Source organism: Streptomyces hokutonensis, assembly GCF_000376565.1.
In the GTDB taxonomy this organism is placed as follows: Bacteria; Actinomycetota; Actinomycetes; order Streptomycetales; family Streptomycetaceae; genus Streptomyces; species Streptomyces hokutonensis.
In genome coordinates, this window is sequence record NZ_BARG01000045.1 from 78,977 (window position 1) to 103,565 (window position 24,589).

24 protein-coding genes are annotated in these 24,589 nt (G+C 70.3%); 16 read left to right on the forward strand and 8 right to left on the reverse strand.

The window, feature by feature from the left end; all coding sequences use genetic code 11:
- Nucleotides 1-154: 154 nt before the first annotated feature.
- From SSP08S_RS27725 to SSP08S_RS27740, 4 genes are all read right to left on the reverse strand, one after another.
- Nucleotides 155-1,228 (reverse strand): acyl-CoA dehydrogenase family protein, encoded by a 1,074-nt coding sequence (locus SSP08S_RS27725; RefSeq protein WP_019070902.1) that lies wholly within the window; start codon nucleotides 1,226-1,228, stop codon nucleotides 155-157.
- Nucleotides 1,225-2,409 (reverse strand): acyl-CoA dehydrogenase family protein, encoded by a 1,185-nt coding sequence (locus tag SSP08S_RS27730; protein ID WP_019070903.1) that lies wholly within the window; start codon nucleotides 2,407-2,409, stop codon nucleotides 1,225-1,227. Before SSP08S_RS27730 ends, SSP08S_RS27725 begins: the two co-directional genes overlap by 4 nt.
- Nucleotides 2,406-3,383 carry an NADPH:quinone oxidoreductase family protein gene (locus tag SSP08S_RS27735; protein ID WP_019070904.1) on the reverse strand — a complete coding sequence of 326 codons (978 nt, stop codon included), beginning with the start codon at nucleotides 3,381-3,383 and terminating at the stop codon, nucleotides 2,406-2,408. The genes SSP08S_RS27730 and SSP08S_RS27735 overlap by 4 nt, the downstream gene beginning before the upstream one ends.
- A gap of 196 nt (nucleotides 3,384-3,579) precedes the next feature.
- Nucleotides 3,580-4,161, reverse strand: coding sequence for a helix-turn-helix domain-containing protein (locus tag SSP08S_RS27740; protein WP_019070905.1), 582 nt, complete (start codon nucleotides 4,159-4,161; stop codon nucleotides 3,580-3,582).
- Nucleotides 4,162-4,240: 79 nt separating this feature from the next.
- Here SSP08S_RS27740 and SSP08S_RS27745 point away from each other — a divergent pair, with 79 nt between their 5' ends.
- The 5 genes from SSP08S_RS27745 (at nucleotide 4,241) to SSP08S_RS27765 (ending at nucleotide 8,991) form a co-directional block, all read left to right on the forward strand.
- Nucleotides 4,241-5,170, forward strand: coding sequence for an NAD(P)/FAD-dependent oxidoreductase (locus tag SSP08S_RS27745; protein WP_043259751.1), 930 nt, complete (start codon nucleotides 4,241-4,243; stop codon nucleotides 5,168-5,170).
- 99 nt (nucleotides 5,171-5,269) lie between these two features.
- Nucleotides 5,270-6,808 carry an ATP-dependent DNA ligase gene (locus SSP08S_RS27750; protein ID WP_019070907.1) on the forward strand — a complete coding sequence of 513 codons (1,539 nt, stop codon included), beginning with the start codon at nucleotides 5,270-5,272 and terminating at the stop codon, nucleotides 6,806-6,808.
- On the forward strand, nucleotides 6,805-7,269 hold the full coding sequence (locus SSP08S_RS27755; protein WP_026178875.1) for an NUDIX hydrolase: 465 nt from the start codon (nucleotides 6,805-6,807) through the stop codon (nucleotides 7,267-7,269). The genes SSP08S_RS27750 and SSP08S_RS27755 overlap by 4 nt, the downstream gene beginning before the upstream one ends.
- A gap of 74 nt (nucleotides 7,270-7,343) precedes the next feature.
- Nucleotides 7,344-8,729 carry an NADP-dependent succinic semialdehyde dehydrogenase gene (locus tag SSP08S_RS27760; RefSeq protein ID WP_019070909.1) on the forward strand — a complete coding sequence of 462 codons (1,386 nt, stop codon included), beginning with the start codon at nucleotides 7,344-7,346 and terminating at the stop codon, nucleotides 8,727-8,729.
- A gap of 25 nt (nucleotides 8,730-8,754) precedes the next feature.
- Nucleotides 8,755-8,991 (forward strand): DUF6213 family protein, encoded by a 237-nt coding sequence (locus SSP08S_RS27765; RefSeq protein WP_019070910.1) that lies wholly within the window; start codon nucleotides 8,755-8,757, stop codon nucleotides 8,989-8,991.
- Nucleotides 8,992-9,038: 47 nt separating this feature from the next.
- On the opposite strand, the gene SSP08S_RS27770 is transcribed toward SSP08S_RS27765, so the two are convergent.
- On the reverse strand, nucleotides 9,039-9,623 hold the full coding sequence (locus tag SSP08S_RS27770) for a thiaminase II/PqqC family protein (RefSeq protein ID WP_019070911.1): 585 nt from the start codon (nucleotides 9,621-9,623) through the stop codon (nucleotides 9,039-9,041).
- A gap of 182 nt (nucleotides 9,624-9,805) precedes the next feature.
- Between SSP08S_RS27770 and SSP08S_RS27775 the strand changes: the two genes are divergently transcribed.
- From SSP08S_RS27775 to SSP08S_RS27785, 3 genes are read left to right on the forward strand one after another with little or no spacing between them, the layout of a single operon-like run.
- A complete protein-coding gene (locus SSP08S_RS27775) occupies nucleotides 9,806-10,870 on the forward strand; it encodes a type III polyketide synthase (RefSeq protein WP_019070912.1) in 1,065 nt (354 codons plus the stop codon).
- 7 nt (nucleotides 10,871-10,877) lie between these two features.
- The gene (locus tag SSP08S_RS27780; RefSeq protein WP_019070913.1) at nucleotides 10,878-12,092 is read left to right on the forward strand and encodes a cytochrome P450; all 1,215 of its coding nucleotides are present in this window, start codon (nucleotides 10,878-10,880) and stop codon (nucleotides 12,090-12,092) included.
- Between the two features lie 7 nt (nucleotides 12,093-12,099).
- Nucleotides 12,100-12,621: a cupin domain-containing protein gene (locus SSP08S_RS27785; protein WP_019070914.1), complete on the forward strand. Its 522-nt coding sequence runs from the start codon at nucleotides 12,100-12,102 to the stop codon at nucleotides 12,619-12,621.
- Nucleotides 12,622-12,751: 130 nt separating this feature from the next.
- Here SSP08S_RS27785 and SSP08S_RS27790 read toward each other — a convergent pair whose 3' ends face one another.
- Nucleotides 12,752-13,981, reverse strand: coding sequence for an acyl-CoA dehydrogenase family protein (locus tag SSP08S_RS27790; RefSeq protein WP_019070915.1), 1,230 nt, complete (start codon nucleotides 13,979-13,981; stop codon nucleotides 12,752-12,754).
- Nucleotides 13,982-14,152: 171 nt separating this feature from the next.
- Between SSP08S_RS27790 and SSP08S_RS27795 the strand changes: the two genes are divergently transcribed.
- Nucleotides 14,153-14,797, forward strand: a complete 645-nt coding sequence (locus SSP08S_RS27795; RefSeq protein WP_019070916.1) for a TetR/AcrR family transcriptional regulator — start codon at nucleotides 14,153-14,155, stop codon at nucleotides 14,795-14,797.
- Nucleotides 14,798-14,863: 66 nt separating this feature from the next.
- On the opposite strand, the gene def is transcribed toward SSP08S_RS27795, so the two are convergent.
- Nucleotides 14,864-15,409: a peptide deformylase gene (def, locus tag SSP08S_RS27800; protein WP_019070917.1), complete on the reverse strand. Its 546-nt coding sequence runs from the start codon at nucleotides 15,407-15,409 to the stop codon at nucleotides 14,864-14,866.
- Between the two features lie 154 nt (nucleotides 15,410-15,563).
- Here def and SSP08S_RS27805 point away from each other — a divergent pair, with 154 nt between their 5' ends.
- From SSP08S_RS27805 to SSP08S_RS62590, 7 genes are all read left to right on the forward strand, one after another.
- Nucleotides 15,564-16,802: a Mur ligase family protein gene (locus SSP08S_RS27805; protein WP_019070918.1), complete on the forward strand. Its 1,239-nt coding sequence runs from the start codon at nucleotides 15,564-15,566 to the stop codon at nucleotides 16,800-16,802.
- Nucleotides 16,803-16,823: 21 nt separating this feature from the next.
- Nucleotides 16,824-17,552: a type 1 glutamine amidotransferase gene (locus SSP08S_RS27810; protein WP_019070919.1), complete on the forward strand. Its 729-nt coding sequence runs from the start codon at nucleotides 16,824-16,826 to the stop codon at nucleotides 17,550-17,552.
- Between the two features lie 189 nt (nucleotides 17,553-17,741).
- The gene (locus SSP08S_RS27815; protein WP_019070920.1) at nucleotides 17,742-18,767 is read left to right on the forward strand and encodes a 6-phosphofructokinase; all 1,026 of its coding nucleotides are present in this window, start codon (nucleotides 17,742-17,744) and stop codon (nucleotides 18,765-18,767) included.
- A gap of 104 nt (nucleotides 18,768-18,871) precedes the next feature.
- Nucleotides 18,872-19,822, forward strand: coding sequence for a cytochrome c oxidase assembly protein (locus tag SSP08S_RS27820; RefSeq protein ID WP_019070921.1), 951 nt, complete (start codon nucleotides 18,872-18,874; stop codon nucleotides 19,820-19,822).
- Between the two features lie 118 nt (nucleotides 19,823-19,940).
- Nucleotides 19,941-21,281: a DUF6777 domain-containing protein gene (locus SSP08S_RS56110; RefSeq protein WP_019070922.1), complete on the forward strand. Its 1,341-nt coding sequence runs from the start codon at nucleotides 19,941-19,943 to the stop codon at nucleotides 21,279-21,281.
- A gap of 25 nt (nucleotides 21,282-21,306) precedes the next feature.
- The gene (locus SSP08S_RS27830) at nucleotides 21,307-23,151 is read left to right on the forward strand and encodes a serine/threonine-protein kinase (RefSeq protein ID WP_026178877.1); all 1,845 of its coding nucleotides are present in this window, start codon (nucleotides 21,307-21,309) and stop codon (nucleotides 23,149-23,151) included.
- A gap of 13 nt (nucleotides 23,152-23,164) precedes the next feature.
- On the forward strand, nucleotides 23,165-23,323 hold the full coding sequence (locus SSP08S_RS62590; protein WP_019070924.1) for a hypothetical protein: 159 nt from the start codon (nucleotides 23,165-23,167) through the stop codon (nucleotides 23,321-23,323).
- A 7-nt stretch (nucleotides 23,324-23,330) separates the two neighbouring features.
- Here SSP08S_RS62590 and SSP08S_RS27840 read toward each other — a convergent pair whose 3' ends face one another.
- Nucleotides 23,331-24,548: a sensor histidine kinase gene (locus SSP08S_RS27840; protein WP_019070925.1), complete on the reverse strand. Its 1,218-nt coding sequence runs from the start codon at nucleotides 24,546-24,548 to the stop codon at nucleotides 23,331-23,333.
- Between the last annotated feature and the right edge of the window lie 41 nt (nucleotides 24,549-24,589).

Here is a 24,589-nt window from a genome sequence, read left to right on the forward strand (position 1 = left end):
CGAACCACAGGGAGTATGGGGCTGTACGGCCCCCAATGAACCTGTACATGCCAGGAGTTGGCCGGACCGTCCTTGCTTGTTCACTCCTTCGCCGGGGGCGCACGGAAAAGCCCGCCCCAGGTGGGACGGGCTTCACCGGATGGTCGGCCGGTGGTCAGGGGGCGCGCAGATCGACCAGTTCCGCCAGTGCCTCGCGATGGGCGCCCGCCGTGCCGTAGGCGATCGAGTCGGCCTTGGCCCGCTTCAGGTAGAGGTGGGCCGGGTGCTCCCACGTCATGCCGATGCCGCCGTGCAACTGGACGGCCTCCTCGGCCGCGTGGACGGCGACGGACGCCGCGTAGGCCTGCGCGACGGCTACCGCGACGTCGGTGTCCTCGCCGGTCGTGAGGGCGTCGGCCGCGTTCCGTGCGGCGGCCCGCAGGCTGACGACCTCCAGCCACAGCTGCGCGAGCCGGTGCTTGAGCGCCTGGAACCCGCCGACCGGCCGGTTGAACTGCTTGCGCTCCTTGAGATACCGGACCGTCTCCGTCAACGTCCAGTCCGCGACGCCCAGTTGCTCGGACGCGAGCAGCCCGGCCCCGGCCCGCAGCGCACGCCGTACGGCAGGTGCCGCGTCGCCGATCCGGCGCCCCGCGGCCCCGTCGAACACCACACGCGCCAATGGCCGGGTCAGGTCCAGGGACACCTGCGGTACGACGGTCACGGCGCCCGCGTCCACGGCGTACAGCCCGCCGTCCTCGCCCGGCACGAGCAGGACATCGGCGGCGACCGCGTCCGCGATCCCGGTCAACTCCCCGTGCAGGGAGCCGTTTTCGAGCCGTACGGCTTTGTGGACGGCGCCCGGTGCGACGCTCAGGGAGACGGCGAGGACGCCGATCCTGCGCCCGGACGCCAGCTCGGCGAGGAGGTCCTCGGCCCCGCACTCAAGGAGCGCCTCGGTGGCGACGACCGCGCTCGTGAGGTACGGGACGGGGGCGACCGCGCGGCCCAACTCCTCCAGTACGACGGCGACTTCGCGGTGAGTGGCGCCCTGGCCGCCCTGCGCCTCGGGCACCAGGAGGCCGGCGAGGCCCATGCCCTCGGCGAGGGACTTCCACAGGGACAGGTCGTGCGGGGCGTCCGACTCGGTGCGCGCGATGACGCCCGCCGCGTCGCAGTGGTCGGTGAGCAGGTCCCGGACGACGGCGCGCAGCGCCTCTTCCTCCTCCGAGTAGAGCAGGTCTGTCATCGGGCCAGGTCCTTCCAGGCGACGTCCTTGTCGGTGCGCGGCTCGGCCGGGAGGCCCAGGACGCGTTCGGCGACGATGTTCAGCAGGACCTCGCTGGTCCCGCCCTCGATGCTGTTGCCCTTGGAACGGAGGTAGCGGTAGCCGGCGTCGCGGCCGGTGAAGTCCACGAGTTCCGGGCGGCGCATGGTCCAGTCGTCGTACAACAGGCCTTCCTCGCCCCGGAGTTCGACCTCCAGACCGCTGATCTCCTGGTTGAGGCGGGCGAAGGAGAGCTTCATGCCGGCGCCCTCGTGACCGGGCTGGCCCGCCACGAGCTGCTGGCGCAGCCGCTCGCCGGAGAGCCGTGCGACCTCCGCCTCCACCCAGAGCTTGAGGAGGCGCTGGTGGAGGTCGTGGGTGCGCAACTCCGGGCGCTCGCGCCAGGTTTGGCTGATCGGGCCGATCATGCCGCCCTCGCGGGGGATGCGCATGCCGCCGATGGAGACGCGCTCGTTCATCAGCGTGGTCTGCGCGACCCGCCAGCCGTCGCCGACCTCGCCGAGGCGGTGGGCGTCGGGGATGCGGACGTCGGTGAGGAAGACCTCGTTGAACTCGGCCTCGCCGGTGATCTGGCGCAGCGGCCGGACCTCGACACCGGGGTCGGTCATGTCGCAGACGAAGTAGGTGATGCCCGCGTGCTTGGGCACGTCCGGGTCGGTGCGTGCGATGAGGATGGCCCAGCGGGCGAGATGGGCGCTGGAGGTCCACACCTTCTGCCCGTTGACGATCCAGCCGTCGCCCTCACGGACGGCACGCGTGCCGAGCGCGGCCAGGTCGGACCCGGCGCCGGGCTCACTGAAGAGCTGGCACCAGACCTCCTCGCCGACCCAGAGCGGCCGTAGGAACTGCTGCTTCTGTTCCTCCGTGCCGTACTTGAGGATCGTCGGGGCGGCCATGCCGAGGCCGATGCCGATGCGGCGCGGGTCGTTGTCGGGGGCGCCCGCGGCCGCCAACTCGGCGTCCACGACGGCCTGGAGGGCGCGCGGGGCGCCGAGGCCACCGAGGCCCTCCGGGTAGTGCACCCACGCGAGTCCGGCGTCGAAGCGGGCCTTGAGGAAGGCCGTCCTGTCGGTCTCCAGGGGCGGGTGCGCGGTCAGCAACTCGCCTGTGCGGCGGCTGAGTTCGGCTGCGTCGATGGTCATGCGGCGGCTCCGTTCCCCAGCGACGGCACGATGACGACCCGGCCGGTCGTCACACCGTCGGCGACCCGCTGCACGGCGGCGGCCGCACCGCCCAGCGGCACGCGCTCGCTCACCAGGGGCTTGATGACACCCCGGGCGGCCAGGTCGGTCAGCTGCTCGTGGCAGTGGAGGATCAGCTTCGGGTTCTTGGTGGCGTACAGGCCCCAATGCAGGCCCAGGATCGAGTAGTTCTTCACCAGGGCATGGTTGAGCGACGGGCTCGGGATGGTGCCGCTCGCGAAGCCCACGACCACGATCCGGCCCTCGAAGGCGACGACCTTCGTGGACTGGGTGTAGGCGTCGCCGCCGACCGGGTCGTAGATCACATCGGCACCGCGTCCGCCGGTGGCCTCCTTGACGGCCGCGACGACGTCCTCGGTCCGCCGGTCGATCACGACGTCGCAGCCCAACTCCCGTGCCACGGCGGCCTTGTCGGCACCGCCGACGACACCGATGACGGTGGCACCGGCGGCCTTGCCGAGCTGTACGGCGGCGCTGCCGACCCCGCCGGCGGCGGCGTGCACGAGCAGGGTCTCGCCGGCCTCCAGATGGGCGCGCCGGTGGAGGCCGAACCAGCCCGTCTGGTAGCCGATGTGCAGCGCGGCGGTCTCCGCGTCGTCCAGCGACTCGGGCGCGGGCAGCAGTCCGGCGGCGTCCGCGACGGCGTACTCAGCGAAACCGCCGTACGGCAGCGCGGGGTTGGCGATCACGCGGCGGCCGTCCTCGGTCTCGCCGCAGATCTCCACGCCGGGGGTGAACGGGAGTGGCGGCCTGACCTGGTAGTGACCCCGGCACATCAGGACGTCCGGGAAGTTGATGTTCGCGGCGCGTACCTTCAGCAGGACCTGGCCGTCGCCGGGTGTCGGCTGCTGCACCTCCTCCAGGCGCATCGCCTCACTCGGCTCGCCGTTCTGGTGCACTTGCCATGCCTGCATGCGGGGCCTCCACGGACTGCTCTGTCTTACCGGGCTCGGTCGCATACTAAGCGGTCGCTTGCGGATCTGGAACCGTCGGGTTCGTCACGGGTCGTGGTTCGCTGCGGGTCGGTGGGGGCTGGTCGCGCCCACGCGGCGGAGCCGCATATCGATACAGCCCCGCGCCCCTGAAGGGGCGCTCCAGCGGCCGTCCCTTTCACTGGCCCCGCTTCGGTCTGGCCCTTACATGCATCCGCTCCCCCTGCGGCCCGAACAGGCTCAGGAACTCCGCCGGCCCCTCCCCCGTCGACCCGAACCAGTGCGGCATCCGCGTGTCGAACTCGACGGCCTCCCCGGTCGCCAGCACGACATCGTGCTCGGCGAGCACGAACCGCAGCCGTCCGGACATCACGTACAGCCACTCGTAGCCCTCGTGGGTCCGCAGGTCGGGTTCCTCCTGCCGCTGGGGCACCAGCACCTTGAAGGCCTGGAGTCCGCCCGGCTGGCGGGTGAGCGGCCAGTAGGTGCGGCCGTGCCGCTGGATCGGCTCGGACCGCACCCGGGGGTCGCTCACCGCCGGTGTCCCCACCAGTTCGTCCAACGGCACATGGTGGGCCCGTGCGATCGGCAGCAGCAGTTCCAGGCTGGGCTTGCGCAGGCCGGACTCCAGCCGGGAGAGGGTGCTCACCGAGATGCCGGTCGTCTCCGAGAGTCCGGCGAGGGTCGCGCCCCGCTCCTTCCGGATCCGCCGCAGGCGCGGGCCGACGTCGGCCAGGACCTCGTCCGTGTCGTCGCTCATGACGGATATTGCAGTTTCGGCAAACAGGTTTGTCAATACGGCAGTGGTGGAGCGACCTTCGGGGGTGGAGGTGGTCACCATGACCGAGACACACACCGGGACCTACGAAGTGGTCGTCATCGGCGGCGGCGCGGCCGGACTCTCCGCCGCGCTGGTCCTGGGCCGGTCCCGGCGCCGCACGCTGGTCGTCGACGCGGGCGAGCCGCGCAACGCGCCCGCCGCGCACATGCAGGGCTATCTGACCCGGGACGGCATGTCGCCCGCCGAGTTCCTGGCCCTGGGCCGCGAGGAGATCGCGCGCTACGGCGTCGAGCTGGTCCAGGACCGGGTGGTGGACGTGACCAGCGGCTTCGCGGTCACCCTGGCCGGCGGGGAGACCGTCCGGGCCCGGCGGCTCGTCATCGCCACCGGTCTCAAGGACGAGCTGCCGGCCGTCCCCGGAGTCGCCGAGCGCTTCGGCCGGGATGTGATCCACTGCCCGTACTGCCACGGCTGGGAGGTCCGCGACCAGGCCTTCGGCGTGCTCGCGACGACGCCGTTGAGCGTGCACCAGGCGCTGATGGTCTCGCAGTGGTCCAAGGACGTGACCCTGTTCCTGCACACGGTCGCCGAGTCCGGGCTGACGGACGACGACCTGCGCAGACTGGCCGCGGCCGGGGTCGCCGTGGTCCCCGGCGAGGTCGCGGAGCTCGTCGTCGAGGACGACAGACTCACCGGTGTCCGCCTGGCGGACGGCACCACGCACCCCCGCGACGCCGTGTTCGTCGCGCCCCGTCCGATCCCGGGGACCGGCCTCCTGGAGAAGCTGGGCGCCGAAATGCAGGAGACCCCGTTCGGCGCGTACCCGGTGGTCGACGAGACGGGCCTGACCACCGTGCCGGGCGTCTGGACGGCGGGCAACGCGATGGGCTTCGCGGAGCAGGTCGTGAACGCGGCGGCAAGCGGCTACCGGGCCGGGGCCACGATCAACGGGGAACTACTCATGACCGACCTCGACACCGCCCCCTAGGGGCGCGGGGAACTGCGCGACCAGCCACAACGCACCCGCAGACGAAAAGCGACCGTTCGTCGGCGTGAAAAACAGCGGAGCGCGCCGCACGATGGCTGCATGCTGCTGACCCGGCTCGCGCATGTGTCCCAGGAGGTCGCCGCCACCTCGGCGCGGTCCCGGAAGATCGCCCTGCTCGCGGAGCTCTTCCGGGACGCGGAGGCCGACGACGTCCCGATCGTCATCCCGTACCTGGCGGGCCGCCTGCCACAGGGCCGACTCGGCGTCGGCTGGAAGGTGCTCAGCCAGCCGGTCGCACCGGCCCCGGAACCCACGCTCACCGTGCGCGAGGTGGACGCCCGCCTCACCGCTCTCGGCAAGGTGTCGGGCGCCGGCTCGCAGGCCGAACGGGCGCGCCTGGTCGGCGAGTTGATGGGCGCGGCCACCGTCGACGAACAGCGCTTCCTGTTCGGTCTGATCACCGGCGAGGTCCGGCAGGGCGCGCTGGACGCGGTCGCCGTGGAGGGCCTGGCGGAGGCGACCGGCACCCCTCCGGGGGACGTACGGCGGGCGGTCATGCTGGCCGGTTCCCTCCAGACGGTGGCCGAGGCCCTGCTCGCCGAGGGCCCCGCCTCCCTCGACCGCTTCCGGCTGACCGTGGGCCGCCCGGTCCTGCCGATGCTCGCGCACACCGCCTCCTCGGTCGCGGAAGCCGTCGAGAAACTGGGCGAGTGCGCGGTCGAGGAGAAGCTCGACGGCATCCGCGTCCAGGTCCACCGCGACGGCGAGACCGTGCGGCTCTACACCCGCACCCTCGACGACATCACCGACCGCCTGCCCGAACTAACTGCCGCAGCAAGGGAGTTGAGAGGCGAGCGGTTCATCCTGGACGGCGAGGTCATCTCCTTCGACGAGGACGGGCGGCCCCGTTCCTTCCAGGAGACGGCGGGCCGGGTCGGCTCCCGGGTGGACGTGGCCACGGCCGCCGAGACCGTCCCCGTCTCCCCCGTGTTCTTCGACGCGCTGTCCGTCGACGGCCGCGACCTGCTGGACCTCCCCTTCGCCGAACGGCACGCGGAACTGGCCCAGTTGGTGCCGGAACCAATGCGCGTCCGCCGCACGCTCGTGTCCGGTCCGGAGGACATCCCCGCGGCGGAGGCCTTCCTCGCCGAGACCCTGAAGCGCGGCCACGAAGGAGTCGTCGTCAAAGGCCTCGACGCCCCCTACAGCGCCGGCCGCCGAGGCGCCTCCTGGCTGAAGGTGAAGCCCGTCCACACGCTCGACCTGGTCGTGCTGGCCGCCGAGTGGGGCCACGGCCGCCGCACCGGCAAGCTCTCCAACCTCCACCTCGGCGCCCGCAACCCCGACGGCTCCTTCGCGATGCTCGGCAAGACCTTCAAGGGCATGACCGACGCCGTGCTGACCTGGCAGACCGAGCGCCTCCAGGAGCTGGCCGTGGAGAGCGACGGCCACGTGGTGACCGTACGGCCCGAACTCGTCGTAGAGATCGCGTACGACGGTCTGCAGAAGTCCACGCGGTACCCGGCCGGTGTCACGCTTCGGTTCGCGCGGGTCGTGCGCTATCGGGAGGACAAGCGGGCGGAGGAGGCGGACACCGTGGAGACGCTGCTGGCCGCGCATCCGGAGGTGAAGCCGTGAGTGGGAAGCGCAGTGCTGGGTTGCTGCTGTTCCGGCACACCGATCGCGGTCTGGAGGTGTTGCTCGGGCATATGGGTGGGCCGTTCTTCGCGCGACGGGACGCGGGGGCGTGGAGTGTGCCCAAGGGCGAGTACGAGCCCGACGAGACGGCCTGGGACGCGGCCCGGCGCGAGTTCGAGGAGGAGCTGGGGCTCGCGCCGCCCGAGGGCGAGGCGATCGAGCTGGGCGAGGTACGGCAGACCAACGGGAAGGTCGTCACCGCGTGGGCGATCGAGGCAGATCTCGACCCGGCGGCGATGGTGCCCGGCACGTTCCGGATGGAGTGGCCGCCGAAGTCCGGGCAGGTCCAGGAGTTCCCCGAGCTGGACCGGGTCGAGTGGATGGGCCTCGAACGGGCGCGAGCCGTCGTCGTCAAGGCGCAGGCCACGTTTCTCGACCGGCTGGCGGAGCACTCGGGCTGAAGGACCGCGTACGCGTTGCGGTCACCCGCAGCACGCGGGAAGGTCAAAGCACAGCCTGCTCCAGGAGGTCAGCCATGCCCATCGCGACGGTCAACCCGGCCAACGGCGAGACGCTCAAGACGTACGAGGCCATGGGCGACGAGGAGATCGAGCGGCGGCTCCAGCTCGCGGAGGCCACGTTCCGCACCTACCGGACGTCCTCCTTCGCCGAGCGCGCCCGGCTCATGCACCGGGCCGCCGATCTGCTCGACGAGGACCAGCAGGACATCGGCCGGATCATGACCACCGAGATGGGCAAGCCGGTCAAGCAGGCCCGCGCGGAGGCCGCCAAGTGCGCGAAGTCGATGCGCTGGTACGCCGACCACGCCGAGGGTCTCCTCGCCGACGAGGAGCCCGACGCGGCGGACGTCAAGGACTCCGGCGCCTCCCGGGCCCTGGTGCGCTACCGGCCGCTCGGCCCGGTGCTCGCCGTGATGCCGTGGAACTTCCCGCTCTGGCAGGTCGTCCGCTTCGCCGCGCCCGCGCTGATGGCGGGCAACGTAGGCCTCCTCAAGCACGCCTCGAACGTCCCGCAGACCGCCCTCTACCTGGAGGACCTGTTCCACCGCGCGGGCTTCCCCGAAGGCGCCTTCCAGACCCTCCTGATCGGCTCCGGCGCGGTCGAGGAGATCCTGCGCGACGAGCGCGTGAAGGCGGCCACCCTCACCGGCAGCGAACCCGCCGGACGGGCGGTCGCCTCCGTCGCCGGGGACATGGTCAAGAAAACGGTCCTCGAACTGGGCGGCAGCGACCCGTACGTCGTCATGCCGTCCGCCGACATCGACCGGGCCGCGAGGATCGCGGTGACGGCACGCGTGCAGAACAACGGGCAGTCGTGCATCGCCGCCAAGCGGTTCATCGTGCACACGGACGTCTTCGACGCCTTCGCCGAACGGTTCGTGGCCGGCATGAAGGCGCTCACTGTCGGTGATCCGCTGGCGGAGGAGACCGAGGTCGGACCGCTCGCGAGCGAACAGGGGCGCGAGGACCTGGAGGAACTCGTCGACGACGCCGTGGAGAGCGGCGCGACCGTGCTGTGCGGCGGGGAGCGACCCGACGGGGACGGCTGGTACTACCCGCCGACCGTCCTCGCCGACATCACCCGCGAGATGCGCGTCCACCGCGAGGAGACGTTCGGGCCCGTCGCCACGCTGTACCGCGTCGCCGACCTCGACGAGGCCGTCCTCCTCGCCAACGACACACCGTTCGGGCTGAGTTCCAACGTGTGGACGCGCGACGAGGCCGAGGTCGACCGGTTCGTACGGGATCTGGAGGCCGGCGGGGTGTTCGTCAACGGGATGACCGCGTCCCATCCGGCGTTCCCGTTCGGCGGGGTGAAGCGGTCCGGGTACGGGCGGGAGCTGTCGGGGCACGGAATCCGGGAGTTCTGCAACATCACCACGGTATGGCACGGAGCGTGAGCGTTCCGCGGCTACGATCCCCTGTGTGAACCGCGAAGTGACTCTGCCTCTGATCGTCGACGACCGCGGGACCTTGCAGGTGGCTGCCGCCGATGTGAGCAAGCTTCTCCGTACCGTGGGCGGGAGGTGGCTGCACCTTGTCGAGGCTGGAGAAGACGGGCTTGACGAGGACACTGTGGCTGCCCTGACGATCGAGCTTGCGAAGTTGGCTGATCGGATTGACGTGGCTTGCATCGCCCATAGCAGTGGGGGTTCCGGCTGACGGCGGGTGCGGGTGCGTTGTGGCTGGGCGCGCAGTTCCCCGCGCCCCTAGGGAGTTGCGCCTAGCGTGGTCCAGAACATCCCCTCGTAGTGCCTGAGCAAGGTGCTGTAGGTGTTCACAAACCCCTTGTTCGACCCACTCACCCTCAATGCCTTCTCGTCCAATTCCGGCGACGGTTCCGCGAAGAAATCGAAGAAGCCGCAGGCCTCGTCAGTGAAGCCGTACTGGGATCGCAGCGCGCCGGCGATCGTCGCGCAATAGCCGCCCCATTCCGCGAAGTTGGACGTCAACGCGCTTACTACGTCCGTCGGTTCGGCGTTCAGGGCCAGCCACGCCACGTATGCCGGGTACGCCTGGCAGCCCGGCAGCGGCTCGTACGTGCGCAACCGTGCCTCGTCCACCCCGCAGGCCTCCGCGAAGGCGATGAGCCGCTCCCCTGCCATCGCCTCCCCCGCCGCCAGGAACTCGAAGAAGTCGGCCGCCTCCGGGGTGGCCGTTTCGCGTTGCGCCAGATGCAGGAAGGCGCGGCGGTCGGCGGGGATCACGCGGTGCTGTTCCAGGGCCAGGGTTGCGAGGGTTTCGATGGGCGCCGTGCCGGTCGCGATCCGGGCTACCAGAGGGTTCGTGGTCATCGCGTCCTTCTTCGGGCGGGGTCCGGATACTGATCCGACCTTTACACAGGGTCCCTGAATTGGAGTAGTCCACCGAGAGATCGTCGCCCTCAAGGGTGATCGTGGGTGCACCACCCTCTGAGGTGAACCACCTTCTGACCGGCGGGCGAAGGCCTTCCGGAAGGCGAAAGCAGGGACGGTTCATGGCGACTTTGTGCAAGCCCTCGGTGTCGGTTCCCGAGCACGTGATCACGATGGAGGAGACGCTGGAGCTGGCGCGCTCCCGTCACGCGGACCACCCCAACCTGCCGCTGGCCCTCCGGCTGATCGAGAACACCGGTGTGCGCACCCGGCACATCGTGCAGCCCATCGAGGAGACCCTCAAGCACCCCGGGTTCGAGGACCGCAACAAGATCTACACGGCCGAGGCGAAGGCCCGCGTCCCGTCGGTCGTGCAGCGGGCGCTCGACGAGGCGGAACTCCTCACCACCGACATCGACGTGATCATCTACGTCTCGTGCACGGGCTTCATGATGCCCTCGCTCACGGCCTGGCTGATCAACGAGATGGCCTTCGAGTCCACCACCCGCCAGATCCCGATCGCCCAGCTCGGCTGCGCGGCCGGCGGTGCGGCGATCAACCGGGCGCACGACTTCTGCACGGCGTACCCGGACGCCAACGCGCTCATCGTGGCCTGCGAGTTCTGCTCGCTGTGCTACCAGCCGACCGACCTCGGCATCGGCTCGCTGCTCTCCAACGGGCTCTTCGGCGACGGCATCGCCGCGGCCGTGGTGCGCGGGCGGGGCGGGACGGGCATCCAGCTCGAGCGCAACGGGTCGTACCTGATCCCCAAGACCGAAGAGTGGATCATGTACGACGTCCGGGCCACCGGGTTCCACTTCCTGCTGGACAAGCGGGTGCCGGCCACCATGGAGCCCCTCGCACCGGCGCTCCAGGACCTCGCGGGACTGCACGGCTGGGACGCGGCCGACCTGGACTTCTACATAGTCCACGCGGGCGGGCCCCGAATACTCGACGACCTGAGCAAGTTCCTCCAGGTCGACCCGCACGCGTTCCGGTTCAGCCGGGCCACCCTCACCGAGTACGGAAACATCGCCAGCGCCGTCGTCCTGGACGCGCTGCGCCGGCTCTTCGACGAGGGCGGCGCCGAACACCGGGCGCGCGGACTGCTCGCCGGGTTCGGACCCGGCATCACCGCCGAGATGGCCCTGGGCCGCTGGCACAACGACAACCGAGAGACGGCTTGAGTACGGCATGACTGAAGAGACGCTCACCGAGACCCTGCCCCCGGTCAGGCCGTGGCCGGCCCTGGACCTGACCGGGGTGGACTTCGACCCCGTCCTCGCCAAGCTGATGCGGGAGGGTCCGGTCAACCGGATCAAGCTGCCCAACGGCGAGGGCTGGGCGTGGCTGGTCACCCGGCACGACGACGTGCGGATGGTCACCAACGACCCCCGGTTCAGCCGCGAGGCGGTGATGGACCAGCCGGTGACCCGGCTCGCCCCGCACTTCATCCCGGCCCGTGGCGCGGTCGGGTTCCTCGACCCGCCGGACCACACGCGGCTACGACGCTCGGTCGCCCCGGCGTTCACGGCGCGCGGGGTGGAGCGGGTGCGGGAGCAGTCCCGGCTGCTGCTCGACGAGTTGGTCGACGAGCTGCTCCAGGACGGACCGCCCACCGATCTCACCGAGACCGTGCTGAGCCCGTTCCCGATCGCGGTGATCTGCGAGCTGATGGGTGTGCCGCCGGCCGACCGGCACGGCATGCACACCTGGACCCAGCTCATCCTGTCCTCCTCGCACGGCGCCGAGGTCAGCGAGCAGGCCAAGCAGGAGATGGGCGCCTACTTCGGCGATCTCATCGGCCTGCGGGAGGGCAGTGACGGCGAGGACGTCGCCTCGCTGCTCGGTGCCGCCGTGGGCCGGGAGGAGATGACCCTGGAGGAGGCGGTCGGGCTCGCGGTGCTGCTGCAGATCGGCGGCGAGGCGGTCACCAACAACAGCGGGCAGATGTTCTATCTGCTGCTGACCCGCCCCGATCTCGTCGAACGGCTGCGCGCCGAGCCGGAGTCGAGGCCCCAGGCCATCGACGAACTGCTGCGCTACATCCCGCACCGCAACGCGGTCGGGCTGTCCCGGATCGCCATGGAGGACGTGGAGATCCGCGGGGTCCGGATGCGGGCGGGCGATCCGGTGTACGTGTCGTACCTGGCCGCCAACCGTGACCCGGACGTCTTCCCCGACCCCGAGAAGATCGACTTCTCGCGCAGCCCGAACCCGCACGTCTCCTTCGGCTTCGGCCCGCACTTCTGTCCCGGCAACATGCTGGCGCGGATGGAGTCCGAGCTGCTGGTGGACGCGCTGCTCGACCGGCTGCCGGGGCTGCGGCTGGCGGTGCCGGCCGATCAAGTGCCGTTCAAGAAGGGCGCGTTGATCCGCGGTCCCGAGGCACTGCCTGTGACGTGGTGAGGTGCCGATGACGGCGACGGAGGGGCTGCTCGTGCCGCCGGGGCACGGCCGGATCGTACAGACACCCGCGCAGCACGTGACGTTCAAGGTGACCGGCTCGCACTCGCGGACGGCGTCCACCTTCGAGGTGGTGGTGCCGCCGGGGTTCGACGTCGGGGCCCATGTCCACACGCGCAGCGAGGAGTTGTTCTACGTGCTCGAAGGCGAGCTGGACGTGCTCGCCTTCGAGCCGCGCATCCGGACACCGGACAACTGGCAGCGCTGGGAGTCCAGTTCGGGCACCCGGGTGGTACGGGCGACACCGGGCACGGTGATCGTCGTACCGCCCGGTTGTCCGCACGCGTTCGCCAACCCCACGGAGACGCCCGCGAAGATGTTCTTCCAGGCGTCTCCGCCGCCGGATCACGAGCGGTATTTCGAGGAGCTGTTGGAGATCCTCGGGGGTGGGGGGCCGCCGGATCATGCGGCTATCGAGGAGCTGCGGGCGCGTTATGACATCGAGCAGTTGACGCCGCTCAAACACCGGTAGATCGCGTAGTTCGTTGGCTGCGGGCCGGTGGGGGCTGAGCGCGCAGTTCCCCGCGCCCCTGAAACGCACGCCGGTTTTTAGGGGCGCGGGGAACTGCACGGCCGGCCCCCACCGGCCCTCAGATATCGACTCAGCGAATCGACATTCCCGACAGCGTCCGCGCGATCACCAGCCGCTGGATCTCACTCGTGCCCTCGAAGATCGTGTAGATCGCCGCATCCCGATGCATCCGCTCAACCGGATACTCACGCGTGTACCCGTTTCCACCGAGAATCTGGATCGCCTGCGCGGTCACCTTCTTCGCCGTCTCGCTGGCGAAGAGCTTCGACATCGACCCCTCGGCCGCCGTGAACTGCTTGCCGTTGACCGCCATCCACGACGCCCGCCACACCAGCAGCCGCGCCGCGTCGATGGACGTACGCATGTCGGCGATCTGGAAGGCGACACCCTGGTTGTCGATGATCGGGCGGCCGAACTGCTCGCGGGTCTTCGCGTAGTCGAGGGCGACCTCGTACGCGGCGCGGGCCGTGCCCACGGCCATGGCGCCGACCGCCGGGCGGGACGCCTCGAACGTGGCCATCGCCGCGTTCTTCACCCGCTCGCCGCCGCCGGCCTTCGCGCGCTCACGGGCGCGGGCGAGGCGCTCGTCCAGCTTCTCCTTGCCGCCGAGGAGGCAGGAACCGGGGACGCGGGCGTTCTCCAGGACGACCTCGGCGGTGTGCGAGGCGCGGATGCCGTGCTTCTTGAACTTCTGCCCCTGGGACAGACCCGGCGTGCCGGCCGGGACGATGAACGAGGCGTGGCCCTTGGAGCCGAGGTCCGCGTCGACGACCGCGACGACGACGTGGACATTGGCGATACCGCCGTTGGTCGCCCAGGTCTTGGTGCCGTTGAGGATCCACTCGTCCTTGGCCTCGTCGTAGACGGCACGCGTGCGCATGGAGGCCACGTCGGAACCGGCGTCGGGCTCGGAGGAGCAGAAGGCGGCGACCTTGACGTCGTTGGCGTCGCCGTACATCTGGGGGATCCAGGTGCCGATCTGCTCCTCGGTGCCGTTGGCGAGGACGCCGACGGCGGCCAGGCCGGTGCCGACTATGGAGAGGGCTATGCCCGCGTCGCCCCAGAACAGTTCCTCCATGGCCATCGGGATGCCGAGGCCGGTGGGGTCGAAGTACTGCTGGGCGTAGAAGTCCAGGGAGTAGATGCCGACCTTCGCGGCCTCCTGGATGACCGGCCAGGGAGTCTCCTCACGCTCGTCCCATTCGGCGGCGGCGGGGCGGATGACATCGGCGGCGAAGCCGTGCAGCCAGTCCCGCACCTCCTTCTGTTCGTCGTTGAGTTCCATGGTGAACTCGGCCATGACTCCTCCAGCAGCGCACTAGCATGTTACTTGCGGTAACGACAGAGTCTGTTACCGACGGGTAGGAAAAGTCAACTCCCGATGACGTCTCGGCAGCCCGTTCGAGGTGTGTGGCACGTTGAGTGTTAGTTTGCGCAGGCGTTACCGATTCAGCACGGGTGGGGAGAGACCATGGACACCACGCAGCGGACCGATCAACAGCGGTCCGCCGACCGCCGACGGCGCGAGCTGTTGGAGGCCGCGGACAGAGTGGTGCTGCGTGACGGCCCACAGGCGTCGATGAACGCGATCGCCGCGGAGGCCGGCATCACCAAGCCGATCCTGTACCGGCACTTCGGTGACAAGGGCGGACTGTACGCGGCCCTCGCCAAGCGGCACACGGACGCGCTGCTGTCCTCCCTGCGGGCCGCGCTGGACGCGCCCGCGGAGCGGCGGGAGCGGGTCGAGGCGACGCTCGACACGTACCTCGCCGCGATCGAGGCGCTGCCTCAGGTGTACCGGTTCCTGATGCATCCCGTCGAGGGTGGGCAGACCGCGGACCAGGGGTTCGACACGGGGAATCACTCCGTTCCGCTACTTCGGCGGATGGGGGAGGAACTGGCTCAGGTCATCGAGGAGCGGGTGGATCTCGGGCCCAACAGTCAGCAGTTGGCTCGGGTGTGGGGGCATGGGATTGTCGGGATGATGCACGCTGCCGGGGACTGGTGGTTGGGGGAACGGCCTTGTTCTCGGGCTGAGTTGGTGCGGAGTTTGGCTGATCTGTTGTGGGGGCGGTTGGCTGCCGCCGGGGACAAGGTTGGTGGGCCGGGGTTCTAGGGGGTTGTGTTTCGGGTGCGGGCCGGTGGGGGCTGGTCGCGCAGTTCCCCGCGCCCCTAAAAAAACCTAAGCCTGCCGCGACCATGAAGCTCGGGCCGCTTGTCGCATCAAGCGGCTGCGGCGCCAGCCCGTCACGCGGTCCGCGTACACCTTGCCCTCCAGGTGGTCGCACTCGTGCTGCAGGCATCTCGCGAACCAACCCGTCCCGTGCACGGTGATCGGCTCCCCGGTCACCGTGAAACCCTCCACCACCGCGTGGTCGTAGCGATCCGTCCCCGCCTCCAAGCCCGGCAGGGAGAGGCAGCCCTCAGGGCCACGCAGCACCAGCCCGTCCGCCTCGACGAGACGTGGGTTGACCACATGACCCAGGTGGCGGACCTCCTCGTCGTCGGGGCAGTCGTAGACGAACACCCGCAAGGATTCGCCGACTTGGTTCGCCGCGAGGCCCACGCCCTGGGCCGCGTACATCGTCGCGAACAAGTCCTCTACGAGGCGGGCGAGTTCGGGGCCGAAGTTCGTGACCTCCTCGCACGGGGCATGCAGGAGGGGGTCGCCGAGCAGGGTGAGGGGACGGACTCGCCCGTGGGCGCCCGGGATGGAGCCGTATCGCATGGGCGCAAGGGTACGGTTCTCTACGGCGCACGCCCGCCGCGAGGCGTTCGCGGTGCCGCGGTTCGGGCACTGATAAGGATCTCGATAGGCTGAGGTCCACACCACGTTGCCGGAGGCAGAGGCGCGGCGCGTACGCAAGGAGGATCGAGAACTGATGGCAGGCAACTCGGACCCGCTCACGCCGCGGGCCAAGCTCGCCGTGACGGCGGGCAAGGCGGTCGCGGCGGCATCGCGTGCCGCGGGGCGGGGCAGCGGATCGGTGATCGGCGGCCGAGTGGCACTCAAACTCGACCCCGACCTCCTCGCCCGGCTCGCGCAGAGCCTGGATGTGACCCTGGTCTCGGCCACCAACGGCAAGACCACGACCACGCGGCTGATCGCCGAGGCGCTCGGGGCCGCCGGGCCCGTCGTGTCGAACGCGCTCGGTGCCAATATGCCCGCCGGTATCACCTCGGCGCTGGCCGGTGGCTCGGACGCCAAGTTCGGGGTCATCGAGGTCGACGAGAAGTACCTCGCCGGCGTCGCCCGGGACACCGACCCCAAGTGCATCGCGCTGCTCAACCTCTCCCGCGACCAGCTGGACCGCGCGGCCGAGACCCGCATGCTCGCGGAGGCCTGGCGTGAGGGGCTCGCCGGTTCTAAGGCCGTCGTCGTCGCCAACGCCGACGATCCGCTGGTCGTGTGGGCCGCGTCCTCCTCCCCCAACGTGATCTGGGTCGCCGCCGGGCAGATGTGGAAGGACGACGCCTGGTCGTGTCCTTCGTGCGGTGGCGTGATGCAGCGGCCCGGTGACGACTGGTTCTGCGGTGAGTGCGGGTTCCGCCGTCCTACGCCGAGTTGGGCGCTCTCCGGGGACCATGTGCTCGATCCGCACGGGTCCGCCTGGCCGATCCACCTCCAGCTCCCGGGGCGCGCCAACAAGGCCAACGCCGCGTCCTCCGCCGCCGTCGCCGCCGTGTTCGGGGTGCCGCCGCAGGTCGCCCTGGAGCGCATGTACCGCGTGCAGGCCGTCGCGGGGCGCTATGACGTCGTCCAGTTCATGCAGCGCGACCTGCGGCTGCTGCTGGCGAAGAACCCGGCGGGCTGGCTCGAAACGTTCAGCCTGATCGATCCGCCGCCGACCCCGGTGATCCTCTCGGTGAACGCGCGCGGCGCCGACGGCACCGACACCTCCTGGCTGTGGGACGTCGACTACACGCGACTGACCGGCCACCCCATCTTCGTCATCGGCGACCGCAAGCTGGACCTCGCGGTCCGACTGGAAGTGGCCAACCAGCACTTCCAGGTCTGCGACAACCTCGACCAGGCCGTGCAGCAGGCCCCGCCCGGCCGCATCGAGGTCATCGCGAACTACACCGCGTTCCAGGACCTGCGCCGCCGCGTCGGCAACTGAGACTCAGAGGACGAATTGACCATGAGCGACAACCAGCTGCGTCTGGTGTGGATCTACCCGGACCTGCTGAGCACCTACGGCGACCAGGGCAACGCCCTGGTCGTGGAACGCCGGGCACGGCAGCGCGGCCTCGACGTGGCCCGGCTGGACGTGCGCAGCGACCAGCCGATCCCGACCTCGGGCGACATCTACCTCATCGGCGGCGGTGAGGACCGCCCGCAGCGGCTCGCGGCCGAGCGGCTGCGCCGGGACGGCGGCCTGCACCGGGCGATCGGCAACGGCGCGATCGTCTTCTCGGTGTGCGCCGGCTACCAGATCCTCGGCCACGAGTTCATCAACGACCTCGGCCAGCGCGAGCCCGGCCTCGGCCTGCTCGACGTGGTGTCGGTGCGCGGCGAGGGCGAGCGCTGCGTCGGCGACGTCCTCGGGGACATCGACCCGCGCCTGGGCCTGCCCCCGCTGACCGGTTTCGAGAACCACCAGGGCGTCACCCATCTCGGCCCCTCCGCGCGCCCGTTCGCGCAGGTGCGGCTCGGCAAGGGCAACGGCACGGGCGACGGCACCGAGGGCGCGTACAACGACACGGTGTTCGGTACGTACATGCACGGGCCCGTGCTCGCCCGCAACCCGCTGATCGCGGACCTGCTGCTGAAGCTGGCCCTCGACGTCAACGCGCTGCCGCCGATCGACGACCGCTGGTACGAGGCGCTCCGCAACGAGCGCATCGCCGCAGCTCAGCAGCCCGCGTAAGCGACGCGTACACCTGGGCTTCGGACGTCGGCAACCAGCCCGTCTGACGGCTCGTCCGCGCAGGTGAGCGGGGTCGTCCAGCAGGCGGACGCACGCTACGACCCCGCCCCCTCCTGCCGTTAGGGTGGCGGGGATCGTGCCGGACAAAGTGGTCCGGTCCCGCCCACGTTGAGAAGGTTCTTTCGGGCTATGCGCATTGGTGTGCTCACGTCCGGCGGCGACTGCCCCGGCCTGAACGCCGTCATCCGGTCCGTCGTGCACCGCGCCGTCGTGGACCACGGCGACGAGGTCATCGGCTTCCGGGACGGCTGGAAGGGCCTCCTGGAGTGCGACTACCTCAAGCTCGACCTCGACGCGGTGAGCGGCATCCTCGCTCGCGGCGGCACCATCCTCGGTTCCTCCCGGGTCCAGCCCTCCCATCTCCGTGACGGCGTGGAGCGGGCCCGGGGCCATGTCGAGGAACTCGGCCTCGACGCGATCATCCCGATAGGCGGCGAGGGCACGCTCAAGGCCGCCAAGCTGATGTACGACGCCGGGCTCCCGATCGTCGGCGTCCCCAAGACCATCGACAACGACATCGCCGTCACTGACGTCACCTTCGGCTTCGACACGGCCGTCGGTGTCGCGACCGAGGCGCTCGACCGGCTCAAGACCACCGCCGAGTCCCACCAGCGCGTCCTCGTCGTCGAGGTCATGGGCCGGCACACCGGCTGGATCGCGCTGCACTCCGGCATGGCGGCCGGCGCGCACGCCATCGTCGTACCCGAACGCCCCTTCGACATCGAGGAGTTGGCCGCGCGCGTCGGCGAACGCTTCGAGGCGGGCAAGCGGTTCGCGATCGTGGTGGCCGCGGAGGGCGCGAAGCCTCGCGCGGGCTCCATGGAGTTCGACGAGGGCAAGAAGGACGTCTACGGCCATGAGCGCTTCGCGGGGATCGCGCGGCAGCTGTCCCTCGAACTGGAGGAGCGGCTCGGCAAGGAGGCGCGGCCGGTGATCCTCGGGCATGTGCAGCGTGGGGGTACGCCTACCGCGTACGACCGTGTGCTGGCGACCCGGTTCGGGTGGCACGCGGTGGAGGCCGCGCACCGTGGGGAGTTCGGGAAGATGACCGCGCTTCAGGGGACCGACATCTTGATGGTGCCGTTGGCCGATGCGGTGGAGACGTTGAAGACCGTTCCCGCTGATCGGTATGAAGAGGCTGAGTGCGTGCTGTAGCTCGTACATGAACGAAACTGCCCCCGGTCATGATCGTGACCGGGGGCAGTTCTAGTCTGTGTCCGGACAGACTTGCACAACCCCCACGAATCAGGAGCCGTCCGATGGATCACGGCGGGCACGGCATGACCATGGATCTGCCGCCGTTCACGTTGGGGCGCGGGCTCGAATGGTCGGCCGACCCGTTCTTCCTCACCGCCTGCCTGCTGGGTCTGGGGCTGTACGCGTGGGGGGTCGTGCGGTTGCGGCGGCGCGGGGACTCCTGGCCCGTGGGGCGGACGATCTCGTACGTCATCGGTGTGCTGACCGTCGGGCTCGTGATGTGCACCAAGCTCAACGACTACGGCATGGTCATGTTCAGCGTGCACATGGTTCAGCACATGATCATCAGCATGCTGTCGCCGATCCTGCTGCTGCTCGGCGCCCCGGTCACGCTCGCACTCCGGGCGCTGCCGCCCGCGGCCAGGGGGCGCAAGGGGCCGCGCGAGCTGCTGTTGATGTTCCTGCACAGCCGGTACATGAAGATCATCACGCATCCCGCGTTCACGATCCCGCTGTTCATCGCGAGCCTGTACGCCCTGTACTTCACGCCGATCTTCGACTTCCTGATGGGCTCGAAGACCGGGCACATCGCGATGATGGTGCACTTCCTCGCCGTGGGCGTGGTGTTCTTCTGGCCGATCATGGGCGTGGACCCGGGGCCCAACCGGCCCGGCTATCTGATGCGGATGCTGGAGCTGTTCGCCGGGATGCCGTTCCACGCGTTCTTCGGCATCGCGCTGATGATGGCGTCGGAGCCGATGGTCGAGACGTTCAAGCACCCGCCCTCCTCGCTCGGCATCGACGCGCTCTCCGACCAGAACGCGGCCGGCGGTATCGCCTGGGCGTTCAGCGAGATCCCCTCCGTCCTGGTGCTGATCGCCCTGCTGTTCCAGTGGTACGGCTCGGAGCAGCGACAGGCCAAGCGGCAGGACCGGGCCGCCGACCGGGACGGCGACAAGGAACTCGAGGCGTACAACGCCTATTTGGCCTCATTGAACACACGAGGCAATTGAACGCACGCGGCTCACTGAACGGAAAATTCGTTCAGTAGCATAAAGCGCGATGGGGGAACCGCGACCGGGGGGAGCGGTAATGACATTTCGCGCGGTTGTGCAAAGGACCGGAATTGCGGTGATCCGCAGGATCGCCGTGCTGCTCGTCTGCGTCCTGGTCGTGAGTGGCTGCGGCGGGGGCGCACATACGTTCGTCGTAAAGGCGGTCGCGGCCGGAGTTCCGTCGCTCGCGCCTTTCTTCGACGAGAAACAGGGACTGGGCCACGACACCCAGGTCCGGTCGATGCCGGTGCGGGGCACCTTGCAGCAGGGGGACACGCCCGGACTGTACGGGGGCACCAGGCAGCCGACCATCTGTGACGTGGCGAAACTCAAGAGGTTCCTGACCGATCCCGCGAACCACCAGAAGGCGGTGGCGTGGTCGTCGGTGCTCGGTATCACCACGGACCAGATCCCGGGCTATCTCGACCGGCTCACACCCGTACTCCTGCGTCACGACACTCTCGTACAGAACCACGACTACAGAAAGGGAAAGGCCACGCCCTACAACTCCCTTCTGCAGGCGGGAATCGCGATTCTCGTCGACGAGCAGGGGGAACCCGCCGCGAAGTGCTCGTGCGGAAATCCGCTGCGCCCGTTCAAGGGCGACGCGGGGAGGATTTCCGTCAAGTTCGCGGACGGCAACAAGAAGTGGCAGGGATATGAGCCGTCCTCGGTGGTGGCCGTGCAGCCGGCGCCCCGGAAGATGGAGCGGCTCGCCCTCGTGGACGTCGACGATCCCGACGTCGGCATCACGCGTCCGGTCGGTACGACGGGTAAGCACGACAGCACCTTCGACGCCCGGCGGCAGCAGGCGGTGCCGAACGTCATGGGGGCGACGTTCGGGGAGGCGCGGCGGCAACTGGTGAGCAGTGGGCTGGCCGTCGGGTACGGCGGGAGCGCGGCGCCGTCCGACGACGCGCGGGTCACCGCGTCCGATCCGCCCGCCGGGACCGAGCTGGGGTTCGGGCAGTACGTGACGCTGACGGTGTCCGGCGGGACGAGCGGTGGAGCGACTAGGACGCCGTCCACTCCCCCGGCTCCGACGACCTCCGGACCGACGGTGGGCCCGCCGACCTCCACGGCACCGCCCTCCACGTCCCCTACAGCGCCGCCCACGACCTCCTCTCCGCCTGCCTCACCGCCCTCGTCGCCGCCTCCGTCCTCGCCCAAGAGCGAGCCGCCGCCGAGCAGTTCGCCGCCGAGCAGTTCTCCTACGACCGGTTCGCCCTCGGTGGTGACCAGTTCGCCCGTCACCAGCGTGCCGGCCACCACCAGCGCGGCGCCCGTGACAATTGTCCCCGTGACCAGTAGCGCGCCGGTCACCAGCAGCGCCCCTGTGACGAGCAGCGCGCCGGTCACGAGCGAACCGGTCACCAGAGACCCTGTGACCGGCACCCCCACCACGACCGAGACATGACGCGGAACCGGGAGGGGGACACCGGATGCCTCAGGGATCGCCGACGTCGGGCGTGGGCCGGGTCATCGCCGGCCGCTATCTCCTGCTGAACCGGCTGGGCAGTGGCGGTATGGGACATGTGTGGCTCGCACATGACCAGCGGCTGGCCTGCGAAGTCGCGCTCAAGGAGATCGTGTTCAGCAACCCGGCCTCCGCCGACGCCGAGCGGGAGGCCAGGGTCGCCCGCGCCCAGGCGGAGGCCCGGCACGCGGCGGGGCTGCGCGGCCACCCCCATGTGGTGACCGTCCATGACGTGCTGGAGCACGACGGGCTGCCGTGGATCGTCATGGAGTACGTGGCGGACGCCGTCGACCTGCGCGACCTGGTCGGCCGGCAGGGCCCGCTCGCCCCTGCGGAGTGCGCACGCATCGGACTCGCCGTGCTCGACGCGCTGACCGCCGGGCACGAGCGGGGCGTCATGCACCGGGACGTGAAACCCGCGAACATCCTGCTCGCCCCGGACCGCAACGGTTCGCCGTACGCGCGGGTCCTGCTCACCGACTACGGCATCTCGGTGCAGCCGGACGCCGGGGAGACGCGGTACACGCTGACGTCCGTGCTCGTCGGCACGGCGGGCTATCTGGCGCCGGAGCGGGCAACGGGCGGGCCGCCGACGGCCGCCGCCGACCTGTTCTCGCTGGGCTGCACGCTGTACCACGCCGTCGAGGGCCACGGCCCCTTCACCCGCGAGTCACCGCTCGCCGAGGTCACCGCGGTGGTCATGGAGGACCCGCTGCCACCGGCCCGCGCGGGCGCCCTGGCACCGGTGCTCCACGCGATGCTGGAGAAGGATCCGCTACGGCGGATCCCGGCGGCGGAGGCGGAGGCGGCGCTGTCGCGGATCGTGACGCCGCAGACCGAGGCGGAGGCGTACGCCCGGACGCAGACGGACCTGGGTTCGCCGTCGCCCTGGGAGGGCCTGGCCGTGCCCGTGGCCGTGCCGGTGCCGACGCAGGGCTCGCCGCCGTACGGATGGGTCCCAGCGCCCGGCAGGCGTCGGCGGGCCCGCCCCCGGCTGCTCCAGTCCGTCCTGGCGGGGCTGCTCGGGCTCGTTCTCGCCCTGGGCGGTGTCTGGTACGCGATGGCGCATCAGCCGCCCGGCAAGGACACCGACAGGAAGAGTCCGCCGTACGGCACGGCCGTCGGGCTCTCCGCGCCGCTCGAGGACGGCGACTGTGTCACCGCCGACTGGCCGGGCGGGCACCTCTTCCAGGGGACCCCGCGGCTCGCCGTGGACGCCGGCTGCCGGACGACCGTGCCGGACGGGCAGGTGATGGCGTTCGTGTCCACCGCGTCCGCGGGCGAGGCGCGGAAGGTCGGGGCGGACCGGTGCGCGCAGCGGACGCAGGAGATCCGGGAGAAGCTCGCGGACGTGCGGGGCTACGCCGTCGTACCGACCGACGCGGGTTTCGACGCGGCCGGTCGCCGCACCGCCTGCCTGGTGCTGGGCGCGCACGGGCCGGTCTACGGGCCGCTCGGCAGCCATCGCGCCCTCGGTTCGGCGTTCGCGGACACGTCGACCATGCAGAAGCGGGACTGTCTGGACGTGCCCTCGAACCGGGCGGCGAGCCTGGTCTCCTGCGCCGGCAAGCACGATCAGGTAGTGGTCGGGTTCACCCGGTTGGGCGCGGACGTCACGCTGGCCCAGGCGCGTACGCGGTCGGACGCGGCGTGCGCGCGGGACGTCCCGCCGGCCGACTACGGCTTCGATCCCTCGGTCTACCAGGCCGCCTCCTGGACCAGTGAGGGACCGTGGAAGTCGGGCACTCATTTCGTCGTGTGCGCCGTGCGGAAGCAGAACGGAGGCACCATGGAGGGGGACGGACCATGAGGAGGGTGTCGCGATGCCCGGTTCCACGAAGACCATGGGGGTGATCACCGTCGGCGGGCTGGTGGTGGTGACGGCCTACACGGTGGCGCTCGGCAGCAACGGCTGGCTGTGGTTCGGCTGGGTCGTGCTGGGGCTCATCACCCTGGGGATGGTGGCCACGCGCAGCACCTGAGGGCTCATCACTGCTCGCTGCGGCGGCTCGCCGAGTGCACGCCCGGCTGGTACTTCGGCAACCGGGCGGTGATCTTCATGCCCGCTCCCACGGCGGTCTCGATGACGAGGCCGTAGTCGTCGCCGTAGACCTGGCGGAGCCGGTCGTCGACGTTGGACAGGCCGATGCCGCCCGAGGGGCTGACCTCGCCCGCCAGGATGCGGCGCAGCAGGTCGGGGTCCATGCCGGCGCCGTCGTCCTCGATGACGACGAGCGCCTCGGCGCCCGCGTCCTGCGCGGTGATGCTGATGCGGCTCTTGCCCGCGGCATTCACAGCCTTGCCCTCCAGGCCGTGTTTCACGGCGTTCTCCACGAGCGGTTGCAGGCACAGGAACGGGAGCGCGACCGGGAGCACCTCGGGGGCGATCTGGAGCGTGACCGAGAGGCGTTCGCCGAAGCGGGCCCTGACCAGTGCCAAGTAGTGGTCGATGGCGTGGAGTTCGTCCGCGAGGGTGGTGAAGTCGCCGTGCCTGCGGAACGAGTAGCGGGTGAAGTCGGCGAATTCGAGGAGCAGTTCGCGGGCGCGCTCGGGGTCGGTGCGGACGAACGAGGCGATCACCGCGAGCGAGTTGAAGATGAAGTGTGGGGAGATCTGGGCCCGAAGTGCCTTGATCTCGGCCTCGATCAGCCGGGTGCGGGACTGGTCCAGATCCGCCAACTCCAGTTGGACGGAGACCCAGCGCGCGACCTCTCCCGCGGCCCGCACAAGGACGGCGGACTCGCGCGGCGCGCAGGCGACCAGCGCGCCGTGGACCCGGTCGTCGACGGTGAGCGGGGCGACCACCGCCCAGCGCAACGGGCAGTCCGGGGCATCGCAGTTGAGCCGGAACGCCTCGCCGCGACCGGTCTCCAGCGGGCCCGCGAGCCGCTCCATGATCTCGGCCCGGTGATGGTCACCGACGCCGTCCCACGCGAGGACCTGCTTCTGGTCGGTCAGACAGAGCGCGTCGGTACCGAGCAGGGTCCGCAGCCTACGGGCGGAACGGCGGGCCGTCTCCTCGGTGAGGCCCCCGCGCAGCGGCGGCGCGGCGAGCGAGGCGGTGTGCAGCGTCTGAAAGGTGGCGTGCTCGACGGGGGTACCGAGCCCGCCGAGACTCTCGGGCCGCGCGGTACGCCGCCCGAGCCAGAACCCGGCGGCGAGCAGCGGGAGTACGGCGACACAGAGACCGGCGAGGAATCCGCTCATGGGCCCACATCCGCGCTGCGGGACGCCATGGTGTGGGGCGC

Coding starts and splice junctions, on each gene's coding strand:
- SSP08S_RS27820 (WP_019070921.1), top strand. CDS start 18,872: ATGGATCACGGCGGGCACGGCATGACCATGGATCTGCCGCCGTTCACG.
- SSP08S_RS27760 (WP_019070909.1), top strand. CDS start 7,344: ATGCCCATCGCGACGGTCAACCCGGCCAACGGCGAGACGCTCAAGACG.
- SSP08S_RS27725 (WP_019070902.1), bottom strand. CDS start 1,228: ATGACAGACCTGCTCTACTCGGAGGAGGAAGAGGCGCTGCGCGCCGTC.
- SSP08S_RS27810 (WP_019070919.1), top strand. CDS start 16,824: ATGAGCGACAACCAGCTGCGTCTGGTGTGGATCTACCCGGACCTGCTG.
- SSP08S_RS62590 (WP_019070924.1), top strand. CDS start 23,165: ATGCCCGGTTCCACGAAGACCATGGGGGTGATCACCGTCGGCGGGCTG.
- SSP08S_RS27830 (WP_026178877.1), top strand. CDS start 21,307: ATGCCTCAGGGATCGCCGACGTCGGGCGTGGGCCGGGTCATCGCCGGC.
- SSP08S_RS27770 (WP_019070911.1), bottom strand. CDS start 9,623: ATGACCACGAACCCTCTGGTAGCCCGGATCGCGACCGGCACGGCGCCC.
- def (WP_019070917.1), bottom strand. CDS start 15,409: ATGCGATACGGCTCCATCCCGGGCGCCCACGGGCGAGTCCGTCCCCTC.
- SSP08S_RS27805 (WP_019070918.1), top strand. CDS start 15,564: ATGGCAGGCAACTCGGACCCGCTCACGCCGCGGGCCAAGCTCGCCGTG.
- SSP08S_RS27815 (WP_019070920.1), top strand. CDS start 17,742: ATGCGCATTGGTGTGCTCACGTCCGGCGGCGACTGCCCCGGCCTGAAC.
- SSP08S_RS27750 (WP_019070907.1), top strand. CDS start 5,270: ATGCTGCTGACCCGGCTCGCGCATGTGTCCCAGGAGGTCGCCGCCACC.
- SSP08S_RS27840 (WP_019070925.1), bottom strand. CDS start 24,548: ATGAGCGGATTCCTCGCCGGTCTCTGTGTCGCCGTACTCCCGCTGCTC.
- SSP08S_RS27745 (WP_043259751.1), top strand. CDS start 4,241: ATGACCGAGACACACACCGGGACCTACGAAGTGGTCGTCATCGGCGGC.
- SSP08S_RS27795 (WP_019070916.1), top strand. CDS start 14,153: ATGGACACCACGCAGCGGACCGATCAACAGCGGTCCGCCGACCGCCGA.
- SSP08S_RS27735 (WP_019070904.1), bottom strand. CDS start 3,383: ATGCAGGCATGGCAAGTGCACCAGAACGGCGAGCCGAGTGAGGCGATG.
- SSP08S_RS27740 (WP_019070905.1), bottom strand. CDS start 4,161: ATGAGCGACGACACGGACGAGGTCCTGGCCGACGTCGGCCCGCGCCTG.
- SSP08S_RS27790 (WP_019070915.1), bottom strand. CDS start 13,981: ATGGCCGAGTTCACCATGGAACTCAACGACGAACAGAAGGAGGTGCGG.
- SSP08S_RS27730 (WP_019070903.1), bottom strand. CDS start 2,409: ATGACCATCGACGCAGCCGAACTCAGCCGCCGCACAGGCGAGTTGCTG.
- SSP08S_RS27775 (WP_019070912.1), top strand. CDS start 9,806: ATGGCGACTTTGTGCAAGCCCTCGGTGTCGGTTCCCGAGCACGTGATC.
- SSP08S_RS27785 (WP_019070914.1), top strand. CDS start 12,100: ATGACGGCGACGGAGGGGCTGCTCGTGCCGCCGGGGCACGGCCGGATC.
- SSP08S_RS27780 (WP_019070913.1), top strand. CDS start 10,878: ATGACTGAAGAGACGCTCACCGAGACCCTGCCCCCGGTCAGGCCGTGG.